The organism is Streptococcus sanguinis, assembly GCF_050225395.1.
GTDB lineage: Bacteria > Bacillota > Bacilli > Lactobacillales > Streptococcaceae > Streptococcus.
In genome coordinates this window covers 2164002-2188293 of the sequence record NZ_CP071431.1, presented here as the reverse complement: position 1 = coordinate 2188293, position 24292 = coordinate 2164002, and the positions used below count along the sequence as shown (strand labels likewise).

Here is a 24292-nt window from a genome sequence, read left to right as displayed (position 1 = left end):
GGGAGAGGCAAATGCCTCTCTTTTTTTGTTTTGAAGGAGACCAAAATGACACAACATGCAATGATTACCAATACCCGGACCGGTCAAAAGGCTAAATTTTCTTTGCCTTTTTCGATCCGTCAATTAAGCAAAATTGGAGTAGATGAAAACTTTGAAGGAGAGCTCTATGTAGATGGTGAAGATGATACTTTCGGTTTTGGGGTAGACGGTTATCTGACGGTTGAAGAGTTGCGGGAGTATCTTAAAGACTACGAAAATCGTCAAAATCCTTATCATTTTGATTATATGATGTTAAGCCGCTTGCAGCAGGACTGTAATTATTTTCTAGGCTATGGCAATCGCTATGAGGGGCATCTCTGGGCTGGTAATGTTGCTGGCCAAATTACAGAGATGAAACGCATTTGGAGAAAGTTCCCAGAAGATAGTAAGCCAGAATGGCTGACTTGGGAGGGGATCTTAGACTATGAAAGGAGGATGACAGAGCACTCATGATTGCGACGATAAGAGTTCGAGCAGACGGATCCAGCTCTGAACTTTGTCAGTTAGACCTGATGAAGTTTAGTATTGAGGGGGTTCGTCAGAGGATGGAAGAAAAAGGGATTCGGGAGGAAAATGTTTTTGTTTCGGGTTTCTCTGATTGGGAAGTGGATATAGTTATGTCTCTTCAGGAAGCTTATATTCTAAAACAGAAGATTGCGAATCGGTATGAAGGAGATGACTACTTAGTCCAGTATTTATTCAAAGCTCATAAGTCCTTTATCTTTGTGATGGCTCATAACTTTGAATTTGTGAGCAAAGACGAAGTTGAGCTTATGCAGCATCTGTTAAAAGAGGTTGAAATGGATAGGGTAGTCATGTTCTTTTACCAAGCCAACAACTGGACGGCTGCTATCCAAACCTATATCAGTGAGGGGGTTGTGCTGAACACTCCCAGAGGTTTCTATGTGGAGGTTTGAAATATGAACATTTATACCATTCAACATGACCGGATAAAAGAAGAAAATCCGTACAGTGTTTGGCTGAGAGATGAATTGCTTGAAGATGATTTATCGTTTGGAGAGGCCTTGTATTGGACTTTTCGAGAATTGCAGAAATGGGTTCAATTCGGTTATCTCACTCAAGAGCAGGCAGATGCTATACGGGGAGATGTTCAGGCTTATAATGAATTCGTTTCTCGCCTATCTGAAGTATAGCAGAATAAACAATGTAAAGGAGAAAAATATTGGATGTAAAACAATGGCTTTCTGACTTAAGACAGAGAGCACGACAAGTGAAGTTTCCAAAGCCAAGAAAAACAAATGTGGAAGTAAAACCGCGAAAAATTAGCCAAAAGGCCGCTAATCGAATTCTGATGGGATTTGTAGTGGGAATTGTGGGATTGTCTGTTTTAACGATTGTTTCCAATGCTATTCGGACCATGGGAACAAAGCCAATTATCCAGCAAGTTCAAGAAAAAAATCCCAGAATCTATTCTAACCAAATCAGTCTATTTATGACTGATTTTTTGAATCTCTACTTTTCAGAGAATAATGCGGAAAATCGGCTTGCTTTGACGAAGTTTTATGCTGCAGGACTGGATGAGAAGTCTAGTGAAATGGCTAATGCAGACAGTCGTCTAACAAATGCAACTTTGTTTGAGGTCACGGAAAATCTTGCTACTTACCGGGTAGAGTATGAGGTTAAGGTCGGGGAAGAATGGCAAAAAAACGTTGGCTTGATTTCTATTCCCTATGGTGTGAAAGATGGTCGCTTTTATGTGTCCGATTTACCATATTTTACCAATGAGTCTTCTTATGTGGCAAGAGGTGTGAAATCGGGTTTGCGGCTGAAAGATCAGCAGGATGACAAGAAAGAATTTGAGAAAGCTAAACAATATGTGGAGGCCTTTTTCAAAGCTTATACTAGTGGGGATAAAACCCAGATGTCTCCTTTCTCTAAGGAAATTCAGCCAGTTCAAGGCTATCTGCTGAAAAGTATGGATTATGTATATTTTATCCAAGATGATAAGGATGAAACAAAACTGGTTGCTGTTGTGCAAGTGACAATGACGGACGCCTTTGAATTGGCACATCAGGAAAACTTTGTTGTGTCTTTGAAAGCAGATAAAGAAACGGATTCTTATCGCGTTCAGAGCATAGAGCATGGGATTGCTGAAAAGTATCGAAAACAAATTAAATAAGGAGTATAACTACATGAAAACACCAATTCAATATATGTTGACAGAGTATGGAGCGTGGCTTGCTATAGGGATTGCCGTGGGGGTTGCAATTGTTATCTTTTTTACTTCACGTTCAGCGGGGAAAATCCTTGGAGTTATCGTAACTGGATTGGCTATTTCTTTCTGTTGCTTAAACTCGGAATTAGTATTAACGAAAGTTAGCCAATTCTTCCAATTCGTGTTCAATCTGTGGACACCGGGAGGTTAGAGTATGGCCGAGGAAAAGAAAGATAAACGAGTTTATCACTACAGATCTGCTTTTATGCAGCCGACCTGGATTCAGAAAATTTCTGATAAATATTCTCTTCCTAATGCCGTTAAATTGGCTACCTTTGGCTGGACTGCTTCTTTATTTTTGCTTTACTATTGGTTGATAACAGAAATTGTCATGAAGATTATTCCCATTCCTTTACTTTTTTGGCTAGGAGTTGGGGTAATGCCCCTGTGGTTGCTAGGAATTCTGATGGCTGATTTTACGATTGAGCAGCAGGGAGTTTATCGATTTTTAAAGGATTATATTTGCTTTTACTGGAGTTACGGTAGGAAACGAAAAAACAAGTGATTAATGATGGTTTGCTTTACTACAAGCCATCATGTATTTTAAGGAAAGAGGGGAAGAAAAAAAGTGAAATTAGATAATCAAATTGTGGACATTGTAGACAACCTGATTTTGAAAAAAGATGGCTCGGTTTTTGCGCTTTATGAAGTAGAGCCGGAGGTGATGAATCCGGTTGCTTTTACGAAAAAAGAGAAATTTAAAGCGACTGTAGAAAGCTGGTTAGGTGATATAAAGCCCTACGGTGATTTTGATATTGCTATGCTACCGTTTCCAAAGGACCTGCTTGGAAAATTTCGGGAACTGTCTGAAAGGTTTGCGGAGGACACAGAGGAGATGGCTTTCTCAGTCCTTGAAAAGTCCTATAATTACTTGATGAATCGGGAACTATGCGATTATCACTATTTCATTTCCCTGCCTCTAAAATCTTTCAATATCTCTGTGGACTTGAAAGAGGTAATCCAGGATTCCATTAATCATACAGCTGAAAAATTAGCAGAGGGATTTGGATTTCAAAAAGATGTCCTGGAGGGGTGGGAAAAGAAGTATGAGCGCCAGCGAGAAAAACTGGAGGAAGACCTGTCTCTGTTAGATTGTCGCCGACTGACGACCAGAGAGACAATTTTTGTCAATCGTTATTCCTACCTGCATTCTTTGAATGTGGATCAGGAATATGAAATCAATCTGGTTGAGAACTGGATGGACAATTTGGGGGATAAGACGATTGATTTTGAAAAAATCAATGCCTTGGAACTACTCAATGAAGAAGGTTCGCAGTATGTGGCGTTTCTTCCGGTAGCCTATAAGCCAGAAAATGCAAGCTATCTGCATTTGATTGAACGGGTACAGTCTTTAGGCTTTCCGGTGGAGGTCTGGACTAAGTCAAAGTTTGCCAGAGTCAAAGGCCTGCCTTTTAATAATGTTCGAACCAAGGCTAGGAATACCCGGTTGAAACTCAAAGGGGCTCAGACAGAATCCCTAGAAGCAGACAGCGTCCAAAAAAAGTCTGTGGCCCAAAGTAAATATCTTGTGGAAGATATTGAACAGAAAATAGATGAAGGAACTCCTATCCTCAACTATTTGCAGACCATGGTTGTATCAGATGCTGATCCGCAAGTACTTAAACAAAAAATTAATCTCCTGATGGAGAAGATGAAAGGGGATAAAGTCAGCCTTTCACGTGCTACTCCCTATCAGCTCTACCTGTTTGCTAAAAATCGTTTTGGTGAAACATTAGAACTGGAAGATAAAAACTTTATCCAAACATCAGAGGTGGCTGCTTTTGCAGAAGACCTCTTTTTTGTCAGTCAAAAGGTCGGTCAGGAAGTTGGTTTCTATTTTGGGATGATTGATAACCAGATTTTAAGCTGGAATTCAAGATTTGAGAAAGCTTTGGCAGCCTGTGATAAACCAGTTTTGGTCGATATTCTACAAGCTAATGAAAAGGTGGAAGGAAAGAATACAGACAATCCTCATATTTCTGTAACTGGTGATACAGGGATTGGTAAAACTTTTGCGATTTCTAAAATCTTTTTCTATGCAAGTCTCTTGAACTGCCAGACGCTTTACATCGATCCCAAAATGGAGAAGCGATATTGGTACAATAAACTTCTCCGTGAACTGGAAGAAAAGGATAGTTGTTCAGAATTACAGGATTATATCCGTAGTATCCATTTTGTTACTTTGGACTATACAAAGTCTGAAAATCATGGTGTGTTGGATCCGCTGGTCTTTTTGAGTGGTGAGCAAGCAAAAGATTTAATTCTCTCCATGATTAATGAATTTATGCCCCTGGACGGCAAGGATAAGTTTGAAACGGAACTATCCAAGATGATTCGGATTTATGCGACCAAACGAGCCAATGGAGAAAAAGTCGGAACTCTATCTGTTATTCAGGAACTGATGAAGTCAGAATTTGATAAGGTCCGGGAGACAGCTGAAAACTTATTAGAAAAAGTGACAGCTTCTGTTTTGAGTCTAGTCTTTTCAGATGGTACCAATCCTGCTGTTGATTTGACTGCTCGCAATACCATTCTTGAAATTGCCTATCTGGATTTGCCAGCGGATGAACACGCAGAACTGACCCTTCAAAATAGGAAAGCTATGGCAGTGATGTATGCTTTGGGCGACTACTGTTTGAAATTCGGTGAGCAGGACTATGGCACAAAAACTGTTATCGGCCAGGATGAGGCTTGGGTCCTTAGTGTTACAGCTTCTGGTCGTGGCCTACAGGACCGTATTAAGCGGATGGGCCGCTCTCAAAACTGCTTTTTCGTCTTTACCTCCCAGCTGCCGGAGGATTCTAATCGGTCGGATGGAGAAGCTTCTGCTTTTGGGACTTATCTGTGTTTCCATAATGATGCAGAAGGTTCTGCAGAGAAGATTCTAAGTCGTTTGAAAGTGGAAGTGACTGATGACAGCAAGGCCTGGTTTGATAACATGACCAAAGGCCAGTGTCTTATGAAAGACACTTCTGGCCGTGTGGAGCGAATCACAGTAGATGGGCTGTACTTCCCAGAAATGAGTAAGCTGTTTGAGACGGTTCGCAAACAAGAAAAACAAAAGGAAGGTACTTAATGTTGAAATTTCTGAAACGGTTGATTTTGCTCAGTTTATTTCTATTTAGTTGGCTGCCAGTTGCTGTTGTAGCAGATTCAACAGTTCCTCAGCCGGGAGCCAATGGTTACAATACAAATCCCCCAGCCTCTAGTGCAAACACTGGGGCACCTCAACCAGGAGCCAATGGTTATAATACAGCTGCTAACACAATTCAGGATCTCTCTCCAAAAGAGAGTTCTGGTTATACTCCTCCTAATGTTCAAGAAGCAAAATCTAGGGAAGCACAGTATAAAAAAGAAAAACAGGATAAGAAAAAGAAAGACGAGAAGAAACTTTCTAAAGATAAAGAATATCAGTCCATCGAGGAGAAGGCTAAGAAAGTTGATGCAGTTTTGGAAAAGGAAAGCCCAACAACAAAAGAACTGAAGCAAGCTGGTAAAGATACTCAGGAAATCAATCAGTATGTTCAGGAACACCAATCTGAGGAGAATACGCAGCAGATTCAGGGGTTGAAAACAACTCAGAATAACTACAATGAGCAAGCAACTGCTAAATTGGAAGAGGCTAAGAATCGAGAGGAAGTGCAGGCCTACCTACAAAAGGCAAGAGAAAGTCAGAATCCGGGAGATATGTCCAAATTGACTTCTTATATTTATGTGGAGGGTGGCTTCTTCAATGCGGATGATATTTGGCCCAAGGCTGTTAATGCCATCAGTCAGGGGATTTTTTTCTTGACCAAGGCTATTTACTGCCTAACGATTATTGTACTGGAGCAGGTCTTCTCGGCCAATACGTATAGGGAGTTGGATAAGGTGGTGAATTTTTCGGCCAACTTCTTTAATACCTTTATGGTAGAGTTCCGCTATTTGGTTTATGGAGTGGCTGTAATGTGGGGAATCATGGAATTTTTCAAGACCAGAAAATTCCCTATTCGAGCCTTTCGCTTTATCTTGGTTTGGTTCTTTGCCCTCTTCCTCTATCAACAGAACGGTTTACCTCTGAACTATGGGAATAGTCAGGTGACAGCCACTTATAACCTTTCTAAGATTGTCAAAGCCGTAGACGGCATGGGTCAGGACATCACTAGGATAGCGATTCAAGGCTTTGATCAGCTGGATGATAGTGAGGCAAGTAAGAGCATTCAGGGAAAATCTGGTGATAATCTAACAAAGATTAAGGAAGCAATTTTCGACCAGTTGGTCTATCGTCCTTTCCTAGCGATGAACTTTAAAGCCGATAAGTTAAAAGATCAAGAGATTACCAATATTCCGGAAGATAAGGTAATAGACTTATTTGAATCTAAAGGAGAACAAGGAAAGGTTGAGAAGTTTGCTCAAAAGAATAAAGATATTGAACAATTATCTTTTGATGCCATGGGGATTAAGTTTTTCACGGCTCTAGCTTCTCTAGTGAAGGCGGTTGTGGTAGGTTTTGCCTTAATTGTGATTGGGTTGATTTCCTTTGTTTTCCGTTACTTAGCGATTTTTCTTCTCGTTTTCCTGGTGCTCCTGCTCTTTATCGCCATGATTCCAAGCTGTGAGCAGGTCTTAAGCAATGCGGGGAAGAAACTCTTTCAGTTTGTGCTTGTGGGCTCACTCGGTCTATTCTTTATCCGGGCCTTCCTCTTTGTTAATAGCTTGATTGAGGGAGTATCTGGCGGAATGACCAAGGTGTACTTTTGGGTGGCTATTATCCAAGGCTTAGTCTGGATTATTATCTTTAAACTGCGCTATCTCTTAGGCAATCTTTTTGTCAGAGGAACCCTGTCTGCTAAAGAGCTGGCTCAGAAAGCTCAATCTGGCTTTGAGAGCTTCTCTATACCACATATGTTTGGAAAGAATGGCCCTTTATTTCCTACTCGAATGTTGCAACGGGGAGGAGCGGGTGTAGCAACCGCAAAATCTATTCCCGCGGCTCGGTTAGCCATGGCTGGAAAATCTATTCGGACACTATTGAAAGTAGGTAAAAACGGCGCTGTAGGTCTTTATGACCGTTTACGTTATGGGGTTGGACCGAGTCTGGATAAGGAAGCAGCTCAACAGTCCAGAGAAGACTTTAAACAACGTCTAAAGGACAGTAAAGACAACCTTAGCCATTTCTTTACGATACCAAAAGCAGAGCGCCTACGTTCTAAAATCCATGATTTGGCTGGGGACACAGATACGCCAGTCCAGCAGAGATTTGAAATGCGGGAAAGCCGTCGCCTGGAGCGCTTGGAACGAAAGGAACAACGCCAGAAGGAAATGTCAGAATTTGAACGGTTCCGGGAAGAAAAGCAAAAAGGAACCAAACTTTCATTCCAAAACATCTTGAAAAATCGCTTAGCTGTAAGAGGCTTGAAAAGAGAATTTCGAAAGGAGCGATTGAAAGATATGAATCCAGCTGACGATTTGTTTAGAAAGGGGAACAATTAATAAATGAAAGCACTTAAACGAGGGCTGATTGGAGCGGGAACTCTGTCGGCTCTTTTTCTTTCTTTCATGTTGCTAGTAATGGTAGGAGGCGGTACGGTTTCATCTAAGACTTATTCAGCCACCTCTGGGGGAATTTCAATTTCTGCTGCAAGTTTTGCACAGAGATTTACAGAAAAGACTGGTCACCAGTTGAGTGAGGAAAAGGCTCAGACCGCTCTTGACTTTGCAAGCCGGTTGATGAATCAGCACCACTTCACCCTCCAGGGGGCTAGTGGCAGCCTAGCGGTAGCCTATCGGGAATGCGGCTTTGATTACAAGGCGGTGAATCCCAGTGGAGGCGTTGCTGGTTTCTATCAGTGGTCTGGATGGAGTTCTACTATTAATGGCGACCGCTGGGCTCAGGCTAAGGAAAAGAAGCTAGAGAAAAGCATCCAACTAGATCTTATGAGTACAGAGTTGACCAGCTCCTATGCTCAGGTAACTGAGAAAGTAGCTTCCAGTATGGATCCCAAACAGGCAGCTCGTGATTGGTCTCAGTATTATGAGGGGGTGGCTATTAGCGATTCTCAAACCAAAGTCAGTGATATTGAACAATGGGCAGAGATTATCTATGATATTCTGAAAGACGGTCAGGCGACCTTTAATCAGGATAATAACACAGGAGCAAGTTTAACTGCTATCCCAGAGGGCTGGGGGTATATCAGCCAGTATGATGGTCATGCTTACGAGGGTAGCAACTCGTACCCAGCTGGTCAGTGTACTTGGTATGTATATAATCGAGCCAAACAGCTTGGCATTCAGTTTGATTCCTATATGGGGAACGGTGGTCAGTGGGCGCAGAAATCTGGCTATAGTGTCAGTCATACGCCCAAGAAACATACGGCGGTCTCCTTTGTACAAGGTCAGGCAGGCTCTGATCCAACCTATGGTCATGTGGCTTTCTGTGAGGAAGTTAAGAGTGATGGCTCTATCTTGATTTCAGAAATGAATGTAATAGGCGTACCCGCAATGACTGTAGCCTATAGGGTGATTGATACCAATACAGCTAAACAGCTCTGGTATGTGGATGGACATTAATTTTTCGAATGGGAACAACAAAGTTAAGGTATAATAAACTATATTAATTCTAAATTTTATTTATGATAGTGATTTGAAATTGAAGGAACTAAAATAATTTATGTATTGAGTATCTTAGAGGAAGTCTAAAAAAAGAGATTTGTTTTTACTTTTTACATAAGGAGGTAATTAAAATGAGAGATACGGTTAATAAGCAAGATTTGCTTAATGAGATGAGTGACTATAAGGCTCGTAAGGTATTAAAGCAGGCGATTGATTTGTTGGTGCAGGATGGTTTTTCTTTTTACAGAAATCAACGGAAGGTAGAGATTCCACAAGAGTATATCTATCGAATTTTAGGAAGGAAAATTCAAAATGGCTAGAATTCGTAAACGTGGTAAGACTTGGAGTTTTGAAATTGAGCGTAAAGGAAGCAACCGAAAGTCTTATCATGGTAGTGGTTTTAGGACAAAAAAAGAAGCTTCTGAAAAAGCGAAGGAAATCGAATTGCAGTTAGCAAATGGCCAAATATCAGTATATGATACCCCGTTGACAGTGGTTGAGTTATATAATAGTTGGTTAGAAGTTGAAATTATGCCCCAAAATATTGATATCGAGACAAAAAAACGTTATTTGCGCCGTCGAGATATAATTGAGCAATATTTTGGAGATACCCTTGTTTCGGATATGGTACGTTCGAAATATCAAAAGTTTCTTAATTTTTATGGCGAACATTATGAATTGAACGAACTGGGGCGTATGAATGCTAATATTGTAAAAGCAGTTGAATTTGCAAAAGCGGATAAAATTCCTATTGATGATAGTTTTTTGAAGAATATTAAACTCAATTCTAAGAGGGAGAGGAAGCATCCGGATAGAAAATTCTTGCATAGTCAGGCTGATTATGAACGAGTGGTGGAATATTTATTGTTGTTTATGGATTATAGAAAATCTGTTGTTCCTCATGTTTTATATTTTCAATTTGCGATAGGTTTAAGACCAGGAGAGACTTTGGCTTTAAAGTGGGCTGATGTTGACTTTGAAAATCAGGAGGTTTATACACATAGTCGTTGGTCGTCTCATAAACATGTTATCGTTCCTCCCAAAAACGACTATCATTATCGGAGAATCAATTATAGAAATCCATCTGTAAGAAAGGTACCAGTTAATAGTCAAGCAATTAAAGTTTTAAAAGATTTAAAGGAGTTACAAGAAAAAATTCTCAAAACTCTAAATATAAAAAATGAACAGGATTTTGTCTTTTTTCAATATGGTTCGAAGTGGCCAGTTCCAGATGAGTCAACTTTGAATAAAGCATTGAAGAAAATATTAAAAAAATTGGAAATTGATCCTATAATTACCTCCTATGGAGCACGTCATACTTACGGGAGTATAAAAGTTCGGGAGGGGGTGCCATTAGAAGTTTTAGCCAAATGGTTTGGTCATAAGGATACAACTATGCTACGAGAGACTTATATTCATTTGTTACAGGAAACTAAAGATGAGTGGGCAGAAATAGAGAAAGGAAAAAGCTTCGGGCAAAGCTTCGGGCAAAGTAAAAGTGGACAAGAAAAAAGCCTATTGGAATAGGCTTTTTAATAATCTAGTCTAGTGCCCCCTGCAGGGATCGAACCTGCGACCCACGGATTAAGAGTCCGCTGCTCTGCCAGCTGAGCTAAGGAGGCAATAGAAAAAGCTGTATTGGTGCCGGACCTTCACGATTTGTATTGAACCCGCGCAATTAAGCAGGTGGGCAACTCGCTCTAACTGAAGCTGCTTCCGCGTGACACGGCTTGCATGCTGTTAGAAGTCTTTTGTTTCCCTAATAATACAAAAAATAGTCGGTCAACACTTAAGTGTGAAGTCGTACACCACAGCGTTTCTATAATTATGATACCATAAATTTTGAAAAATTCAAGAGAAAAATGTGATTTTTTGCAAACGATGTCATCATTTTTTTAAGTCATCAATCTTATCCTTAGTCATTCCAAGGGCTCGCTCGTATTTGCCATTCTCAGTATAAGTGAAATAATTGGCGTCTTTTATCTTGTCGGGCAGATAGTCCTGCTTGACCCAATTGCCAGGATAGGAGTGAGGGTAGAGATAGTCCTGTGCGTTGCCCAATTCCTTGCTGCCGGCATAGTGTCCGTCGCGTAAGTGGCGGGGAATGGGGAGGTTTCCATTCTTTCGTAAGTCAGCTAAGGCCTTGTCCATGGCTAGGTAGGCTGAGTTGGACTTGGGCGATAGAGCCAGATCAATAACAATATTGGCAATAAGGATGCGAGCTTCAGGAAAGCCGATCCGCTGAGCTGCTTCTAGAGCTGTGACGGTATGGACTTGAGCGTTAGGATTTGCCAGACCAATATCTTCGTAAGCGATAACGGTCAAGCGTCGAGCTAGGCTAGGCAGGTCTCCTGCCTCAACGAGGCGGGCTGCGTAGTGGAGACTGGCATTGACATCGGAGCCGCGGATGGACTTCTGCAGGGCAGAGAGAACATCGTAATGGCCGTCTCCATCCTTATCCATGGTGATATAGCTCTTTTGCAGGCTGTTTTCCATCACATCGAGCGTGATGTGGCGAATACCCTTGCCATTTTCTGGGGTAGAGAGTACGGCTAGGTCCAGTGAATTATAAGCGGAGCGCAAGTCTCCGTTAGTAGAGATGGCAATAAAATCCAGAGCTTCATCATCTAGTTCCACTGGGAAATCAAATCCTCGTTCCTTATCCGTCAAGGCTAGCTGAATGGCCGTTCGGATGTCGTCATTGCTGAGGGGCTCTAGCTCAAATATCTGAACTCGGCTTCGAATAGCAGGGGTGACAGAAAAGAAAGGATTTTCTGTCGTCGCTCCAATCATGATGACTAGACCGCTTTCTAATAGCGGTAGCAGGAAGTCTTGCTTGGTCTTGTCCAAGCGGTGAATTTCATCTAGCAGGAGCACCAGTCCGCCGGAAAACTTAGCCTCCTCAGCGATTTCTTGCAGGCGCTTCTTGCTATCTACGGTGGCGTTAAAGGTCCGAAAGGCGAACTTGGTTGTGCCGGCAATAGCCGAGGCGATGGAGGTCTTGCCGATGCCGGGTGGCCCATACAGAATCATCGAGGACAGGCGGTTGGCTTCAACCATGCGGCGGATGATTTTTCCAGGTCCGACCAGATGTTGCTGGCCGATAATCTGATCAATGTCGGTCGGCCGCATGCGCAGGGCTAGGTTTTCTGGCATAAGATTTCCTTTCTGCAAGTGTTTTTCTTGGCTTTTTGTGTTACTATTGTAGATAGTAATATTTTATCACAATGAAAAGAGGAAATCATGGCTAAGTACGGTTTTTTGGAGATATTGGACGAGGAAATGGGGAAGAGCTTTCCTTTTGACTATGAGATAAACTGGGACAAGAAGAATCACGCAGTGGAAGTGGCCTTTCTCCTTGAGGTGCAAAATCCAGGCGGTATTGAGACGGTTGATGCTGAGGGCAATGCCTCGGCTGAAGATATTTACTTTGAGGAAGCCGTGCTTTTCTATAATCCTGTCAAGTATCGTTTTGAGGCCGAGGACTATCTGGTTACCCTGCCCTATGAGCCTAAAAAGGGGCTGTCACGGGAGTTTCTAGCTTATTTCGTGGATTTCCTAACCCAAACAGCTGAGTCCGGCCTTGATGCGCTCATGGACTTTTTAGCAGATTCAGAGGCGGCAGAGTTTGAGATGGCTTGGAATGCTGAGGCTTTTGAAAATGGCAGAGCTGACTTGACTGAGACGACCTTTTATCCTTATCCGAGGTATTAGGAGGAGCTGATGGCAGATGAAGAAGGACTAGATTTGCTGCACAAACAGATGGAGTTTTCTGGCTGCAAGATTGCCTTGCTCTGTGATGATAAGCTACTGACTATCTTGCGAGACGATATTTCAACTATTCCTTGGCCCAATATGTGGGAGCTGCCAGGCGGTGGCCGAGAGAACGAGGAGACCCCCTTTGAATGTGTTCAAAGAGAAGTTTTCGAAGAGCTTGGTTTGAAGCTTGAAGAAGTAGCTATTGTCTGGGCTAAGGAATATCAAGGCATGCTTGATCCAGCCAAAACCTCGATTTTTATGGTGGGAACCATCACTCAGGAAGAATGTGCCAGCATCGTCTTTGGCGATGAGGGGCAGGCTTATCAGATGATGGATATTCGCCAGTTTTTAGCAGATAAAAAGGTTATTCCGCAGCTACAGGACAGGTTGAGAGATTATTTGGAGGTGCGAGCATGATTCATATTGAGCGGGCGGGAGCTGAGGATTTAGAGACCATTATTGCCATTCAGCGAGCGAGTTTTAAGGCCGTTTATGAAAAATATCAGGATCAATACGACCCCTATCTGGAGGAGCGAGAGCGGATTCGCTGGAAGCTGGTTGAGCGGCCCAATAGTTTTTATTATTTTGTCAAAGACGACGAGAAGATTCTTGGCTTTATTCGCTTGAATACAAATGACGAACAGACAGCAGGCTGGATTGGAACCGTAGCGATTTTGCCAGAGTACCAGAATAAAGGATATGGTTCTGAAGGCCTTGGTCTGATTGAGGAGAAATTCTCCACCGTTATCAGATGGGATTTGTGTACGGTTTTCCAGGATAAAGGCATGGTGGCTTTTTATGAGAAAAATGGCTATCATCAGACCCATACTGAGCCCGAAAAAGAGGGCATGGATATGGTCTACATGACGAAGACAATGAAATAAACAAAGAAAGGATTGTTCAGTTAAATTTTTAAACTGAATCTGCCCTAAACATTGTGCCAAAAAGATAAGGTTCTCATAGACGCAAGCGTCATCAGAGAATTTCCTATTTTGGCTCTGTGTTTTACGGGCCTGGTATTTAATAATGGACACTTGGCAGGAATTAACGATTGAAGTGAAGCGTGAGGCGGAAGAAGCAACCTCTAATATTCTGATTGAGCTGGGCAGTCAGGGCGTGGCTATCGATGACAGCGCAGATTATCTGGGGCAGGTTGACCAGTATGGTGAGCTTTTTCCAGAAGTGGAGCAGAGCGATCGGGTCAAGATTACCGGCTACTACCCGGATTCGGTGGATATAGAGGCTGTTGCGGCTCAGGCCAATGAGCGTCTGGCTGAGCTGGATGGCTTCGGCTTGGAGACGGGAAATATTCAGCTGACTCGGCAGGAACTGGCTGAGGAAGACTGGGCGGACAACTGGAAGAAGTACTTTGAGCCGGCTCGGATCACCCACGACTTGACTATTGTGCCGTCATGGACGGAGTATGAGGCGACAGCTGGTGAGAAGATTATCACGCTGGATCCTGGCATGGCCTTCGGTACGGGCACTCACCCGACGACCAAGATGAGCCTCTTTGCGCTGGAGCAGGTCCTGCGGGGCGGTGAAACGGTGTTGGATGTAGGCACGGGCAGCGGCGTTCTCTCCATTGCCAGCTCACTCTTAGGCGCTAAGGACATCTACGCCTATGATTTGGACGAGGTGGCAGTGCGCGTGGCTCAGGAAAATATTGAGCTCAATCCAGGTATGGAGAACATCCATGTGGCACCAGGTGATCTTCTCCGAGGCGTAGAAATTGCGGCGGATGTCATTGTTGCCAACATTTTGGCCGATATTCTCATCCATCTGACAGAGGATGCCTACCGTCTGGTCAAGGATGAGGGCTATCTGATTATGAGTGGGATTATTTCTGAGAAGTGGGAAATGGTGCGCGAGTCAGCGGAAGCGGCAGGATTTTTCCTGGAAACGCATATGATTCAGGGCGAATGGAATGCCTGTGTCTTTAAGAAAACGCAGGACATTTCAGGCGTGATAGGTGGTTAGATGCAGCAGTATTTTATAAAAGGAAGTCCTCAGTCCCCTCTGGTGGTCACGGATAAGGATACGGCCAAACATATGTTTTCAGTCATGCGGCTCAAAGAGGGTGACCAAGTCACACTGATTTTTGATGATGGCATGAAACGGCTGGCTCGGGTGTTAGACCCCGGCCAGCAGAGCTTGGAAATCTTGGAGGAGCTGGCAGACAATACAGAGTTGCCAGTTCAAGTGACCATTGCTTCAGGCTTTCCTAAGGGCGATAAGTTGGAATTCATCACTCAGAAGGTAACGGAGCTAGGAGCCAGTGCTATCTGGGCTTTCCCAGCGGACTGGTCGGTGGCCAAGTGGGATGGTAAAAAGCTGGCTAAAAAGAGTGAAAAGCTAGAGAAAATTGCTCAGGGAGCAGCAGAGCAGAGCAAGCGCAATCTGATTCCTGAGATTCGGTTCTTTGATAAAAAGGTAGACTTTCTGGCAGCCTTGACAGACTTTGACCGCATCATCGTGGCCTATGAGGAATCGGCCAAAGAAGGAGAATCTGCAGCTCTAGTCCGAGCTCTGTCTGGCTTGGAAGCTGGCGCAAAAGTTCTCTTTATCTTCGGACCGGAGGGCGGTCTATCGCCAGATGAAATAGACGCCTTTGGCCAAGCAGGTGCTATCTCCGCTGGTCTAGGTCCACGTATCCTGCGGGCTGAAACAGCTCCGCTTTATGCCTTGACGGCAGTTAGTGTTTTGTTGGAATTAAGCAATGACAGTCTCTAAAAAGCAAAATCAGCAACCATCTTGGCTGCTGATTTTTTAATCATTATTGTCTTTCACGTTTTTTGAAGGCGAAGATTCCTGCAAGTCCGGTCATGACAAGTCCCAAGAGTCCGAGCGAGGATGTCTTTTCTCCGGTTGCTGGGAGGCTTTCTGTTCCTGCCTGTCTGTGGGATGCTTGCTTGTTTGTGCTAGAGTCAACAGCAGTCAAGACAGGGAAGTCTACTCTGCTATGCTGCAGATTGGCTGCTTCGACTGCGATAGTCGGAGAGCTTGGTTGCTCAATAGGAACCGGTTCAGTTTTCGGTGCGACGTAGACGAATTTGTATTCGCCGAATCCTTCTTGGGCAGATGCCGCTAGATAGACGATGTCTCCGTCAGTACCAATCAAGTTCTTGGCCTTATCAGCTGTCAGGAAGCGCAGGTCCAGTCCCTTGATGGTATCAGCGAAATGCCAGTTCTGATCTGCACTTGGATTGATATTTTTGACAGCTAAGATATAGTTGATGATAGCTTGGCGGTTTTCCAGATTGAGCAGACGGTTGAGGCTGGCTTCTCGAACACCAGGGAAATTACCGTTAGACCGGTAGTTGTTGGTCACGACGATAAATTCCTGATTGGGGTCAATCTCTTTGCCTTGGTATTTCAGATTACGGACCCGGCTGGCATTTGGGTTGGCCAGTTTGCCTTCGCGGTCGTATTTATTAGGCTGGGTAATGTCAAACTCATAGGTAACACCGTCAATAACATCAAAGTTATAAGTCCGGTAGTCAGTATTGACCAGATTTTGCGGTTGGCTATTGTTTGGGTCAATGGTATTGAACTGGCCAGCTGACATTTCCAACCATTCTTTGAGCTGGGCACCGTTGACCTTGAGGATAGCTGTGACATTATCATAGAGATAGAGGTCTGCTACGTTCTTGATGGCAATAGGACCAGCTGGAATGTCTGTGTAGGCCGTTGCATCCCCACGAGTTCCTGCCTTGAAAGGAGCTGCTGCAGATAGGATAGGAAGATTGGCTTCAGGCGTGCCAGCCAGTTCTTGCTTAGCATACCAAAGCTGAGCATTATTGACGATTTGCACAGATGGATCGTCTTTGACCAGAGCGAAGTAACTAGTAATCGGTGCAGTCGTGGTGCCGACTTGCTGGCGGACATAGTTGATAGTTCCTTGGTGGGATTCTTTGGCAATGTCAACGACGCGCTGATCTGCTACATTAGACTTGGTATCTACCTTGCGGATGGAGCCTTTGCTGTTAGTGACTTTCCATTTGCCGTCGGTATAGTTTAGCTTGAGGTCGATAACGCCCAGATGATCGCCGTATTTTCCAGCCATGGTCACTGGAGTGCCGTTGATTTTACCGTTGACACCGTCTACGCCAGGGTATTTTTCGTAGAAGCCAGTTCCGTTTCCGCTTGGAAATTCTGCGTGAGAGTGGCCCGTTACAACAGCATGCACACCTGGCAGGCTAGCGATTTGATAGCCTTCATTTTCCTCGCCTTTTTCATACTTGTCATCTCCGATACCAGAGTGAGAAAGTACCAAAGTGATGTCTGCACCTGCCTTGCGCATCTCAGGAATAATGTCTCGAATAGCCTCAACAGAATCGCGAACGACCACTTTTCCTTCTAGGTTTGCCTTATCCCAGTTTAGAATCTGCGGCGGTACAATCCCGGTCACACCAATCTTGACGGTCGTCAAGCGGCCCTGAGTATCTGTAAAGGTCTTTTCGATGATTTTGTAAGGCTGATAGATGAATTTACCAGTCGCTGGATCCAGCACATTGGCATTGACAAGAGGCATGCCAGCTGTCTCAATGACACGGTTCAGATAGTCCAAACCGTAGTTGAACTCATGGTTCCCTAGCGTACCAGCTTCAAAGCCCAGAGCTTGCAGAGCAGCGTACATAGGATGCTGCTCGCCCTTCTCCACAGGATCCACAATGGCCTTATAGGTTCCAAGCGGCGTTCCCTGGATGGTATCGCCATTATCCACCAAGAGGACGTTTGGATTTTCTTTTTTGGCCTTCTCGATCAGCACGGCAGTCTTAGCCAGTCCCAAGGTCTCTACTGGCTTGTCCTGATAGTAGTCGTAGTTGACCAAGTTGGTATGGAGGTCGGTCGTTGCCAAGATACGAACATCAACAGTCTGTCCCTCCACGGGCTTAGTATCCTCAGTAGCCGCGACATTGCGAGCCATAGCCATCAGAGCATCAGTATTTCCACTGGTATTTTCTGGGGAAATAGCAGAGCTAGGCTCCGTGCTCTCTGGTGTCGCAGTAGCTTCAGTAGGACTTGCAGCAGTCGTTGGTTTTGCTTCCGCCACGCTGCTTTCTACTGGAGCAGGATTAGCAGTGACTGGTGCAGTATTCTCATCAGCCTGAACAGTATTTACAGCTGCCGCAAGAGCCGCTGCGCTCAAAAGCACAACCGTTTTTTGAAGGGATGATTTGGACATAATATCTCCTTTGTTAAAATGAATTTCAGACTTTTATTATACTATATTAAAGCGCTATCGGCAATAATTTTTGGGGAAGAAGTTTCTTGATATCTATAGCACTACGTACTAAAAGTCTAAATATAGACCATAACATAATAAGAATATAAAAAAATAATAGGTGAATACTTGACAATCATTAACAAAAGAGTTAAAATTACTAACGTAACCTGTTCTATTAAGAACAAATAAATTATGAATAAGGAGTCCAATTATGGCAGAAATTTCATTATCCCCAGAAGAACTCACCTCGCAAGCAGCAGTTTATTCTAATGCACGCGATCAAATTGAATCAGCTATTCAGGCAGTAAATAGTGCTAACGGCGAAATGCAAGTACACTGGAAAGGTAGTGCTTTCAAATCTTATCTTGACCAATATCAACAATTGCATGGTGATGTGGTTAAATTCCAAGAATTGTTGAGTTCTATCAATCAACAATTGGTTAGTTATGCTAATACTGTATCGGAACGTGATACAGCGGATGCAAATAGCTTTGGTTTCAAAGGATAAGAAAACTCTGGAATGGAGGGATGGGATTGCTTCCTATCTCTCTTTCATTTTAGTCGAAAGTAGTTAGAGGAGAATAAAAATGTCAGATGCATCTTATTACCAAGGACTAGCTAATCAAGAATCTCAAAATCATGATAATGCAATTTCTCAAAAAGCAGCCGTAGATGCAAAAATTTCTCGCTTAGAAACGGCCAAATCAGACTTATCCACTCAGATAAATAATTTTCAGACAGGTATTATAGATGCCTTAACGAAAATAAAAGGGGAAGATGAATCCAGTTTTAAAGGGGATCGGAAGAATAAATATGCAGAGAAGTACGATTCTGCTAATACTGCTGCTACGACTAATAAAACAAGCCACGACACAAATTTGAGTAGTATAGATGCTAAGATTGGGGAGCTTCAAGCAGAGTCAGCCAACTTACAGACAGCAGCAGATACAGCTTATAATAATATGCTTAATTATCAGTCTTTGGCAAATTCAGCTAGTTCAGAATAGAGGATGGGAAGATAGATGGCAAATACAGGAACAGATTATGGTGCTTGGACGGGACTTACTTCTACAGTTAGTACAAGTATCTCTGGCATTTCAGATATGGCAGAGTTAACTTTTTCAGCAACAACAATGACTCCTTTTACATCTTTTAATGACGAGATTAAGTCATTTAATACAGCGATTAGCAGTCTCAAAACTTTCACGACAACAGATGTAACTCGTATGAATCAAGCGGCTGAAAATAAAGTGACTGATGACCAAAATCAAGCAAATGCTAAATAGGTAAGTTAGCAGAAAGGAATGTTAGGAAATGGACGAAGTAGCTGCGCTTTATGAAATTTCTTTAAACCGACTCTCACTTTTAGAAACTAATGGTGAAATATTGAAACAAGTTGGTTATTCTATTACTCAACAGGGGGGAGCTTTTCGGGAGCTCCAGTTTGCTTTCTTTAATCATAAAATGTCCTACATATACAAAAGTATGTTAGGAGATCCTGTGGAATTCCAATTTGATTGGGCGGTTAGGGAACTAACAATTATGTATATGGGATCAAAAGTAACAATGACTATGTCTCAGTTTAATTCTTGGTTAGCATATACAGACTTACTTCTTTCTCCAGTTTTACCATTGGGAACCTTGGTAGAGTTGCGCCTAGAGAAATTATCTCCTAAATTGGTAGAAATGATGAAGGAAGCACAGATTCCCTGTAGAGCAGTTATCTTAGGTAGAAGAGTGCTTTTGGGTCCTGAAAGCAGAGGTTATATAGATTATCTTGTGAGTCTTTATCCATATGGTCTAAGGCCAGATGTGGAACCGATATATATACCTGCTTATTATATCAGAGAGGTTCTTCAGGAGGGTCATAGTGATGATTTTGATAAAGACTATGTTAAAAGGCAATATCGGGTAGATTATTTTAAACAAAATTTAGTTTCTGAAATATATCATGAATAAAGGAGAACGAGTATGAAAATAGATATGACGGAGGTTAACAACCAGAAATCTGCGCTGACCAATTCCGTTACAAATCTCAATAATCAGATTGATACATCAAAGAACTCTTTTTCTAGCCTAACGGCTTCAAATAGTCTATCAGGAGATGTAAAGTCAGCTATTGATGGCAAAATAAATAATTATCAACTTCCTCTCTTAACCAACTTTAGTAATGCTCTAAACGTTCTGTCAGCTCAGTATGATAAGACTATTGAACAGTTCCAATCAACAGTATCAGAGAATGCGTCAGATGCGATAATTGATACGGATTATCTACAAGGACTGTTAGATGGTTTTTCAGATTTGGAGACCAATATTAGCACAGTGAATCAGCAGACTTCAACTATATATAGTTCTATTGCTGATATTATCAGTCTGACTAATCCAGATGCCAGTTTAATTACAACGCCATTATCAGAAGCTAAGACAATATTAACTGAAACAAAGGCGAATATGGAAACGTTTGATGGCTGGACAAGGGGAACTGAGTACGCAGATTTATTATTATCTCAAACTAAAATTCTTGAAAGTCTATCTAATATAGCTGGTAGTTCGTTTACTTCTGCGGAAGCTAAGAGTTTTTATAGTAATTCAGAATTTCTACAGGGAGTAGTTAAAATTGCTGAGACTGTTACGAATTCGACTCCATTAGAACTTTTGAAGAATATATCTGAAACATTAAACAGCTTTTCTAAATCAGGTTCATCTTGGTGGTCGAAGTTTATCACGGATACCCGAGGTAAACGAGCTATGGCTTCAGGGAAAATTTGGGTTGATGATCAAGGACAACTTCATGCTGATGGCAGTGCTGAAGCTGCGGCGTTTCTGGTTGATTTGGAAACTAGTGGCGGCTTTGAAATTGCAGGCGTCAAATTCAATGCTGAAGGTAAGGCGTTTGTTGGAGCAAAAGCTGCTGCAGATATAAAAGCTAATTTAACAAAAGATGGAATTGACATATCTGCGCATGCTGAAGCTATGATTGGTGTCTCTGCCTCTGCTAGCGGAGGCTTTGCAGTTGGTTCAGGAATTCTGTCAGCGAAAGGGGAAGCTAAGGTAGAGGCAATGGCTGGAGCTTGGGTCAATGCTGATGGTAGTGTTACTTTTGATGAAAAAGGATTGATGGCAAGTGCTTCAGCCTCTGCTAAAGCTGGAGCTGAAGCCAAGGGAAATGTTGATCTTACCTTTGGTGATACAAGTCATGGAATTACTCAGATAAATGCTGGTGCTTCTGGTGAGGCATTCGCAGGTGCAAAAGCCGATGCTAGTGCCAGCTTTAAAGCACATTCAACTGGTGGCGTAGAAGCTAATGCACAAGCTGGAGCGTTTGCTGGTGCACAAGCTGAAGGCGAGGTTCATGCTAAAGCGGCCTATACTACATTTAGTATAGGTGGTAGTGCAAAAGCTGGCGTTGGTGCAGAAGCAAGTGCTGGATTTAAGGCTGGCGAGGGTCACATTAAACTTGACCTAGATATAGGTGCTGCTCTTGGAGTGGGTCTAGGTGGGAAAGTTAAAGTTGATTTTGATTACGATTCAGCAATTAAGGATGTTAAAGATTTTGCTAATTGGATCAACCCATTTAAATAATAGGAGGATCATGTGGACTTTTTAATAATTTTTATTGTCTTAATGCTAGCAATTTTTGCTTTCGTAGGTTGGATAGTTTATTGGGCGATTAGTCATTCCGCCAAAAAGAATAAAGTATACCAAGCCTTCGCTTCCGAGCACGGCTATCAATTTGATAAAGCACAAGGTAACGACTATTACAGAGAATATTCCAAGCAAAAAACAAGTAACGACCTCACACTAAAACTTTTCCAGAATCCGTATGTAGAAAAATACGCGAATTTTAATCATTATCCATTTGGTCGTGGAAATATGGTAAAAGTTGCCTATGTAATTTCAGGTAACTACAATGGTTCTCAATTTCGGGCTTTCACCTATCATTTTGAGGGAAATGCAATTGAGAATTCTGGTCCCGGTGGTGTTTTCAGCATTGTTATGATTCAGTGCCCGGATGAACCAAAAGGTCAGCTTTCAGAGCAAATGTTTTATGAAAATGGAATGCTCTGTGAATACCTTCGAGAAAATTTGAATGTAGAAACGATTCATGATAGAATTGACAAATTAAAATATATTGCAAAAGGAGTATAATGATATGACTTTAAGAGAATTTCCTAGTGAAGCATTTCCTGCTTTTCCTAATATACAAATAGATGCTGGGGTAGAATGGGATAACTGGAATTTACCAGGTTCAGTACTCTCTCTGAAAAAAGTAAAAAAAGGAAGTTTCACTTCTAATGTTTTAATAAATGTCAGAACAGTTAGTTTAGATTATGGTTTTGATGCGTATAAGGCTGAAATTCAAGGATATGCGAAAAATCTCGCTAATATTAAGTTTGTTTCTGAGGGGTTACATGATGTGAACGGTTGTCAGTGGGAAGTGGTAGAGTATGCATACATTGACGAAGACTCCGGCCCACTAGCTCAGTTCCTAGCTGCAACTTTCATAGAGAAAGAAGCAGTGAAAATAATGGTTAGCTTTACTGGAACTGTAGGTATAAAAGATCAAACTCATAATCCAGATTATATAGAAATTCAAAATATTTTTAGGAGTGTGAAAATAGATGAATAAAATGAAAAAAATATTAACTTATATTACCCTCCCAGTCTTTTTAGTGATCTTGACAGCCTGTGGAAATTCTTCAGATGCACTTCAGGGGGAGTGGAAAGCCCAAACAGGTGCCCAGAAAAATGTTGTTCTTAAATTTGATAAGGATAAAGTTACAGTAGATGGGAAAGAATATGACTATAAGCAAAAGTCTGTTGAGAAAAAAGGTGATATAACATACTATAAAATTGAGCAAAACGGTGAGAACTATACCGTTATTTTCCCAGATAAAGATAAAAATATTGCAGTTATGATTCAGCCATATTCGTCAAAGGACGACTTAAATGGAACGATGCTTTATGCAATGAATAAAAAGGAACAACCAAATTATTCTGAGTATTCAAAAAAATACTCTCAATAGTATTTTTGAAGAATTGGAATATCTAATACTCTCTAAGTGAATCCTTTTTAACAACAGTGAGAGAAAAGGTTCCGATTGTACGCAGAGAAGACCAATCTGGTCTTCTCTTTTGGTGTGGTAAAAGAGAAGTTTATCCAAGGTATAATAATCGTTAGACTTTGATGATTGAGCGTTGCTTCTATTGGAGTTAAGAGAAGATTGAACATATAATAATCAAAAGTGTTCCTGATGAATGTTGCACTACTTTCATTAAAAAGTAATCACATAACTTATAGTATATTCCAAAAGCACAGTAAACTCTTAGCTATATTTTTAATATAAAAGATTTATGTAAAAATTTTCCCTATGAACCATTATTTTATTTTCATTCTCTGATTATTGTGTTATACTAAGAAGCGGAATACCTCTAAGTAGTGTTTTTAAAGTAGTATAAGTATGTTAAAAATCTTGATTTTTTCATTGAAATAACATATTATGTGAATCTATGTAGATGCTAATATACTTATGGTGTTTTATCAGAAGAGTATGTGGTTATGTGCTGAGATTAATAGGCTTGTAATGACTGAAACCAATGATAAACTATTTTGAGAGTAATATTATAGTGATATCTATAGATTGTAATTAAAAAAGACTAAAAGTGTTTACCACTCTATTTTAGTTAAAATTCAGAAAGAGGAAAATAAAAATGTCAGATGCATCTTATTACCAAGGATTAGCTAATCAAGAATCTCAAAATCATGATAATGCAATTTCTCAAAAAGCAGCTGTAGATGAAAAGATTTCTCGCTTAGAAACTGCCAAATCTGACTTGTCCACTCAGATAAATAATTTTCAGACTGGTATTATAGATGCCTTAACGAAAATAAAAGGGGAAGATGCATCTCAGTTTAAGGGAGATCGGAAGAATAAATACGCAGAAAAGTACAATTCTGCTAATACCGCTGCTACAAACAATAAAACGAGTCACGACACAAATTTGAGTAGTATAGATGCTAAGATTGGGGAGCTTCAAGCAGAGTCGGCCAGCTTACAGACAGCAGCAAATACGGCGTATAATAACATGCTTAATTATCAGTCTTTGGCAAATTCAGCTAGTTCAGAATAAAGGATGGAAAGATAAATGGCAAATACAGGAACGGATTATGGTGTTTGGACTGGACTGACCAATTCAGTTAGTACAAGCATCTCTGGCATTTCAGATATGGCAGAGTTAACTTTTTCAGCAACAACAATGACTCCTTTTACATCTTTTAATGACGAGATTAAGTCATTTAATACAGCGATTAGCAGTCTCAAGACTTTTACGACTACGGATGTAACTCGTATGAATCAAGCGGCCGAAAATAAAGTGACTGATGATCAAAATCAAGCAAATGCTAAATAAGTAACTTTGCAGAAAGGAACAAGATA

General features: G+C 41.7%; 28 protein-coding genes and 1 tRNA gene. 26 read left to right on the top strand and 3 right to left on the bottom strand.

All coding sequences use genetic code 11. The annotated features are described in order from the left end of the window. Positions 1 to 45: 45 nt before the first annotated feature. The 11 genes from J1C81_RS10620 (at position 46) to J1C81_RS10570 (ending at position 10393) form a co-directional block, all read left to right on the top strand. Positions 46 to 492, top strand: coding sequence for an LPD11 domain-containing protein (locus tag J1C81_RS10620; RefSeq protein WP_002916219.1), 447 nt, complete (start codon positions 46 to 48; stop codon positions 490 to 492). Further along, on the top strand, positions 489 to 956 hold the full coding sequence (locus tag J1C81_RS10615) for a hypothetical protein (RefSeq protein ID WP_002916218.1): 468 nt from the start codon (positions 489 to 491) through the stop codon (positions 954 to 956). Before J1C81_RS10620 ends, J1C81_RS10615 begins: the two co-directional genes overlap by 4 nt. 3 nt (positions 957 to 959) lie before the next feature. Then, positions 960 to 1193 (top strand): asparagine synthase, encoded by a 234-nt coding sequence (locus J1C81_RS10610; protein WP_002916217.1) that lies wholly within the window; start codon positions 960 to 962, stop codon positions 1191 to 1193. Positions 1194 to 1300: 107 nt separating this feature from the next. Continuing rightward, positions 1301 to 2179, top strand: coding sequence for a conjugal transfer protein (locus J1C81_RS10605; protein ID WP_235787744.1), 879 nt, complete (start codon positions 1301 to 1303; stop codon positions 2177 to 2179). Positions 2180 to 2192: 13 nt separating this feature from the next. After that, positions 2193 to 2426, top strand: coding sequence for a TcpD family membrane protein (locus tag J1C81_RS10600; RefSeq protein ID WP_235787713.1), 234 nt, complete (start codon positions 2193 to 2195; stop codon positions 2424 to 2426). Positions 2427 to 2429: 3 nt separating this feature from the next. Next, a complete protein-coding gene (locus J1C81_RS10595) occupies positions 2430 to 2780 on the top strand; it encodes a TcpE family conjugal transfer membrane protein (protein ID WP_002916214.1) in 351 nt (116 codons plus the stop codon). A 63-nt stretch (positions 2781 to 2843) separates the two neighbouring features. After that, complete coding sequence (locus J1C81_RS10590) at positions 2844 to 5351, top strand: ATP-binding protein (RefSeq protein ID WP_002916213.1); 2508 nt, start codon at positions 2844 to 2846, stop codon at positions 5349 to 5351. After that, positions 5351 to 7747, top strand: a complete 2397-nt coding sequence (locus tag J1C81_RS10585; protein WP_002916212.1) for a hypothetical protein — start codon at positions 5351 to 5353, stop codon at positions 7745 to 7747. The genes J1C81_RS10590 and J1C81_RS10585 overlap by 1 nt, the downstream gene beginning before the upstream one ends. Before the next feature lie 3 nt (positions 7748 to 7750). After that, complete coding sequence (locus J1C81_RS10580; RefSeq protein ID WP_002916210.1) at positions 7751 to 8824, top strand: phage tail tip lysozyme; 1074 nt, start codon at positions 7751 to 7753, stop codon at positions 8822 to 8824. A gap of 173 nt (positions 8825 to 8997) precedes the next feature. Next, positions 8998 to 9186, top strand: a complete 189-nt coding sequence (locus J1C81_RS10575; RefSeq protein WP_002916208.1) for a DUF3173 family protein — start codon at positions 8998 to 9000, stop codon at positions 9184 to 9186. Then, positions 9179 to 10393: a site-specific integrase gene (locus tag J1C81_RS10570; RefSeq protein WP_002916207.1), complete on the top strand. Its 1215-nt coding sequence runs from the start codon at positions 9179 to 9181 to the stop codon at positions 10391 to 10393. The genes J1C81_RS10575 and J1C81_RS10570 overlap by 8 nt, the downstream gene beginning before the upstream one ends. Before the next feature lie 22 nt (positions 10394 to 10415). On the opposite strand, the gene J1C81_RS10565 is transcribed toward J1C81_RS10570, so the two are convergent. Both J1C81_RS10565 and J1C81_RS10560 read right to left on the bottom strand, forming a co-directional pair. Then, positions 10416 to 10488: transfer RNA gene (locus J1C81_RS10565), tRNA-Lys, on the bottom strand. 265 nt (positions 10489 to 10753) lie between these two features. Next, entirely contained in the window at positions 10754 to 12022 is a 1269-nt protein-coding gene (locus J1C81_RS10560; protein ID WP_002910802.1) for a replication-associated recombination protein A, read from the bottom strand. Between the two features lie 87 nt (positions 12023 to 12109). Here J1C81_RS10560 and J1C81_RS10555 point away from each other — a divergent pair, with 87 nt between their 5' ends. The 5 genes from J1C81_RS10555 (at position 12110) to J1C81_RS10535 (ending at position 15358) form a co-directional block, all read left to right on the top strand. Further along, on the top strand, positions 12110 to 12580 hold the full coding sequence (locus tag J1C81_RS10555) for a DUF3013 family protein (protein WP_002916182.1): 471 nt from the start codon (positions 12110 to 12112) through the stop codon (positions 12578 to 12580). 9 nt (positions 12581 to 12589) lie between these two features. Then, a complete protein-coding gene (locus J1C81_RS10550; protein ID WP_002916181.1) occupies positions 12590 to 13042 on the top strand; it encodes an NUDIX hydrolase in 453 nt (150 codons plus the stop codon). Then, positions 13039 to 13509, top strand: a complete 471-nt coding sequence (locus J1C81_RS10545) for a GNAT family N-acetyltransferase (RefSeq protein ID WP_002916180.1) — start codon at positions 13039 to 13041, stop codon at positions 13507 to 13509. Before J1C81_RS10550 ends, J1C81_RS10545 begins: the two co-directional genes overlap by 4 nt. 142 nt (positions 13510 to 13651) lie before the next feature. Then, on the top strand, positions 13652 to 14605 hold the full coding sequence (gene prmA / locus J1C81_RS10540) for a 50S ribosomal protein L11 methyltransferase (protein ID WP_002916179.1): 954 nt from the start codon (positions 13652 to 13654) through the stop codon (positions 14603 to 14605). Next, entirely contained in the window at positions 14606 to 15358 is a 753-nt protein-coding gene (locus tag J1C81_RS10535; RefSeq protein WP_002916178.1) for a 16S rRNA (uracil(1498)-N(3))-methyltransferase, read from the top strand. Between the two features lie 43 nt (positions 15359 to 15401). Here the strand turns inward: J1C81_RS10535 and J1C81_RS10530 are convergent, their stop codons facing one another. Continuing rightward, a complete protein-coding gene (locus J1C81_RS10530; protein ID WP_002916177.1) occupies positions 15402 to 17813 on the bottom strand; it encodes a bifunctional 2',3'-cyclic-nucleotide 2'-phosphodiesterase/3'-nucleotidase in 2412 nt (803 codons plus the stop codon). A 253-nt stretch (positions 17814 to 18066) separates the two neighbouring features. Here J1C81_RS10530 and J1C81_RS10525 point away from each other — a divergent pair, with 253 nt between their 5' ends. The 10 genes from J1C81_RS10525 to J1C81_RS10480 all read left to right on the top strand — a co-directional run bounded on the left by J1C81_RS10525 (position 18067) and on the right by J1C81_RS10480 (position 24266). Next, the gene (locus J1C81_RS10525; protein WP_002916176.1) at positions 18067 to 18363 is read left to right on the top strand and encodes a WXG100 family type VII secretion target; all 297 of its coding nucleotides are present in this window, start codon (positions 18067 to 18069) and stop codon (positions 18361 to 18363) included. A 79-nt stretch (positions 18364 to 18442) separates the two neighbouring features. Beyond that, positions 18443 to 18862 carry a DUF5082 family protein gene (locus J1C81_RS10520; protein WP_002916175.1) on the top strand — a complete coding sequence of 140 codons (420 nt, stop codon included), beginning with the start codon at positions 18443 to 18445 and terminating at the stop codon, positions 18860 to 18862. A gap of 15 nt (positions 18863 to 18877) precedes the next feature. Continuing rightward, a complete protein-coding gene (locus J1C81_RS10515) occupies positions 18878 to 19141 on the top strand; it encodes a hypothetical protein (protein ID WP_002916174.1) in 264 nt (87 codons plus the stop codon). A 28-nt stretch (positions 19142 to 19169) separates the two neighbouring features. Next, entirely contained in the window at positions 19170 to 19814 is a 645-nt protein-coding gene (locus J1C81_RS10510) for a DUF4176 domain-containing protein (RefSeq protein WP_002916172.1), read from the top strand. A 12-nt stretch (positions 19815 to 19826) separates the two neighbouring features. Then, on the top strand, positions 19827 to 21437 hold the full coding sequence (locus J1C81_RS10505) for a T7SS effector LXG polymorphic toxin (protein ID WP_002916171.1): 1611 nt from the start codon (positions 19827 to 19829) through the stop codon (positions 21435 to 21437). A 42-nt stretch (positions 21438 to 21479) separates the two neighbouring features. Then, positions 21480 to 22004, top strand: a complete 525-nt coding sequence (locus tag J1C81_RS10500; protein WP_002916169.1) for a hypothetical protein — start codon at positions 21480 to 21482, stop codon at positions 22002 to 22004. Positions 22005 to 22008: 4 nt separating this feature from the next. After that, positions 22009 to 22485, top strand: a complete 477-nt coding sequence (locus J1C81_RS10495; RefSeq protein WP_223337938.1) for a hypothetical protein — start codon at positions 22009 to 22011, stop codon at positions 22483 to 22485. After that, a complete protein-coding gene (locus tag J1C81_RS10490) occupies positions 22478 to 22882 on the top strand; it encodes a hypothetical protein (protein WP_002916167.1) in 405 nt (134 codons plus the stop codon). The genes J1C81_RS10495 and J1C81_RS10490 overlap by 8 nt, the downstream gene beginning before the upstream one ends. A 685-nt stretch (positions 22883 to 23567) precedes the next feature. Continuing rightward, complete coding sequence (locus J1C81_RS10485; protein WP_002916166.1) at positions 23568 to 23987, top strand: DUF5082 family protein; 420 nt, start codon at positions 23568 to 23570, stop codon at positions 23985 to 23987. Positions 23988 to 24002: 15 nt separating this feature from the next. Further along, a complete protein-coding gene (locus J1C81_RS10480) occupies positions 24003 to 24266 on the top strand; it encodes a hypothetical protein (protein WP_002916165.1) in 264 nt (87 codons plus the stop codon). Positions 24267 to 24292: the final 26 nt, after the last annotated feature.

Excerpts from the sequence above, each read along its gene's own strand:
- J1C81_RS10620 (WP_002916219.1), top strand. The coding sequence starts at position 46 with ATGACACAACATGCAATGATTACCAATACCCGGACCGGTCAAAAGGCT.
- J1C81_RS10615 (WP_002916218.1), top strand. The coding sequence starts at position 489 with ATGATTGCGACGATAAGAGTTCGAGCAGACGGATCCAGCTCTGAACTT.
- J1C81_RS10610 (WP_002916217.1), top strand. The coding sequence starts at position 960 with ATGAACATTTATACCATTCAACATGACCGGATAAAAGAAGAAAATCCG.
- J1C81_RS10600 (WP_235787713.1), top strand. The coding sequence starts at position 2,193 with ATGAAAACACCAATTCAATATATGTTGACAGAGTATGGAGCGTGGCTT.
- J1C81_RS10595 (WP_002916214.1), top strand. The coding sequence starts at position 2,430 with ATGGCCGAGGAAAAGAAAGATAAACGAGTTTATCACTACAGATCTGCT.
- J1C81_RS10585 (WP_002916212.1), top strand. The coding sequence starts at position 5,351 with ATGTTGAAATTTCTGAAACGGTTGATTTTGCTCAGTTTATTTCTATTT.
- J1C81_RS10580 (WP_002916210.1), top strand. The coding sequence starts at position 7,751 with ATGAAAGCACTTAAACGAGGGCTGATTGGAGCGGGAACTCTGTCGGCT.
- J1C81_RS10575 (WP_002916208.1), top strand. The coding sequence starts at position 8,998 with ATGAGAGATACGGTTAATAAGCAAGATTTGCTTAATGAGATGAGTGAC.
- J1C81_RS10570 (WP_002916207.1), top strand. The coding sequence starts at position 9,179 with ATGGCTAGAATTCGTAAACGTGGTAAGACTTGGAGTTTTGAAATTGAG.
- J1C81_RS10560 (WP_002910802.1), bottom strand. The coding sequence starts at position 12,022 with ATGCCAGAAAACCTAGCCCTGCGCATGCGGCCGACCGACATTGATCAG.
- J1C81_RS10555 (WP_002916182.1), top strand. The coding sequence starts at position 12,110 with ATGGCTAAGTACGGTTTTTTGGAGATATTGGACGAGGAAATGGGGAAG.
- J1C81_RS10550 (WP_002916181.1), top strand. The coding sequence starts at position 12,590 with ATGGCAGATGAAGAAGGACTAGATTTGCTGCACAAACAGATGGAGTTT.
- J1C81_RS10545 (WP_002916180.1), top strand. The coding sequence starts at position 13,039 with ATGATTCATATTGAGCGGGCGGGAGCTGAGGATTTAGAGACCATTATT.
- prmA (WP_002916179.1), top strand. The coding sequence starts at position 13,652 with ATGGACACTTGGCAGGAATTAACGATTGAAGTGAAGCGTGAGGCGGAA.
- J1C81_RS10535 (WP_002916178.1), top strand. The coding sequence starts at position 14,606 with ATGCAGCAGTATTTTATAAAAGGAAGTCCTCAGTCCCCTCTGGTGGTC.
- J1C81_RS10530 (WP_002916177.1), bottom strand. The coding sequence starts at position 17,813 with ATGTCCAAATCATCCCTTCAAAAAACGGTTGTGCTTTTGAGCGCAGCG.
- J1C81_RS10525 (WP_002916176.1), top strand. The coding sequence starts at position 18,067 with ATGGCAGAAATTTCATTATCCCCAGAAGAACTCACCTCGCAAGCAGCA.
- J1C81_RS10520 (WP_002916175.1), top strand. The coding sequence starts at position 18,443 with ATGTCAGATGCATCTTATTACCAAGGACTAGCTAATCAAGAATCTCAA.
- J1C81_RS10515 (WP_002916174.1), top strand. The coding sequence starts at position 18,878 with ATGGCAAATACAGGAACAGATTATGGTGCTTGGACGGGACTTACTTCT.
- J1C81_RS10510 (WP_002916172.1), top strand. The coding sequence starts at position 19,170 with ATGGACGAAGTAGCTGCGCTTTATGAAATTTCTTTAAACCGACTCTCA.
- J1C81_RS10505 (WP_002916171.1), top strand. The coding sequence starts at position 19,827 with ATGAAAATAGATATGACGGAGGTTAACAACCAGAAATCTGCGCTGACC.
- J1C81_RS10500 (WP_002916169.1), top strand. The coding sequence starts at position 21,480 with ATGCTAGCAATTTTTGCTTTCGTAGGTTGGATAGTTTATTGGGCGATT.
- J1C81_RS10495 (WP_223337938.1), top strand. The coding sequence starts at position 22,009 with ATGACTTTAAGAGAATTTCCTAGTGAAGCATTTCCTGCTTTTCCTAAT.
- J1C81_RS10490 (WP_002916167.1), top strand. The coding sequence starts at position 22,478 with ATGAATAAAATGAAAAAAATATTAACTTATATTACCCTCCCAGTCTTT.
- J1C81_RS10485 (WP_002916166.1), top strand. The coding sequence starts at position 23,568 with ATGTCAGATGCATCTTATTACCAAGGATTAGCTAATCAAGAATCTCAA.
- J1C81_RS10480 (WP_002916165.1), top strand. The coding sequence starts at position 24,003 with ATGGCAAATACAGGAACGGATTATGGTGTTTGGACTGGACTGACCAAT.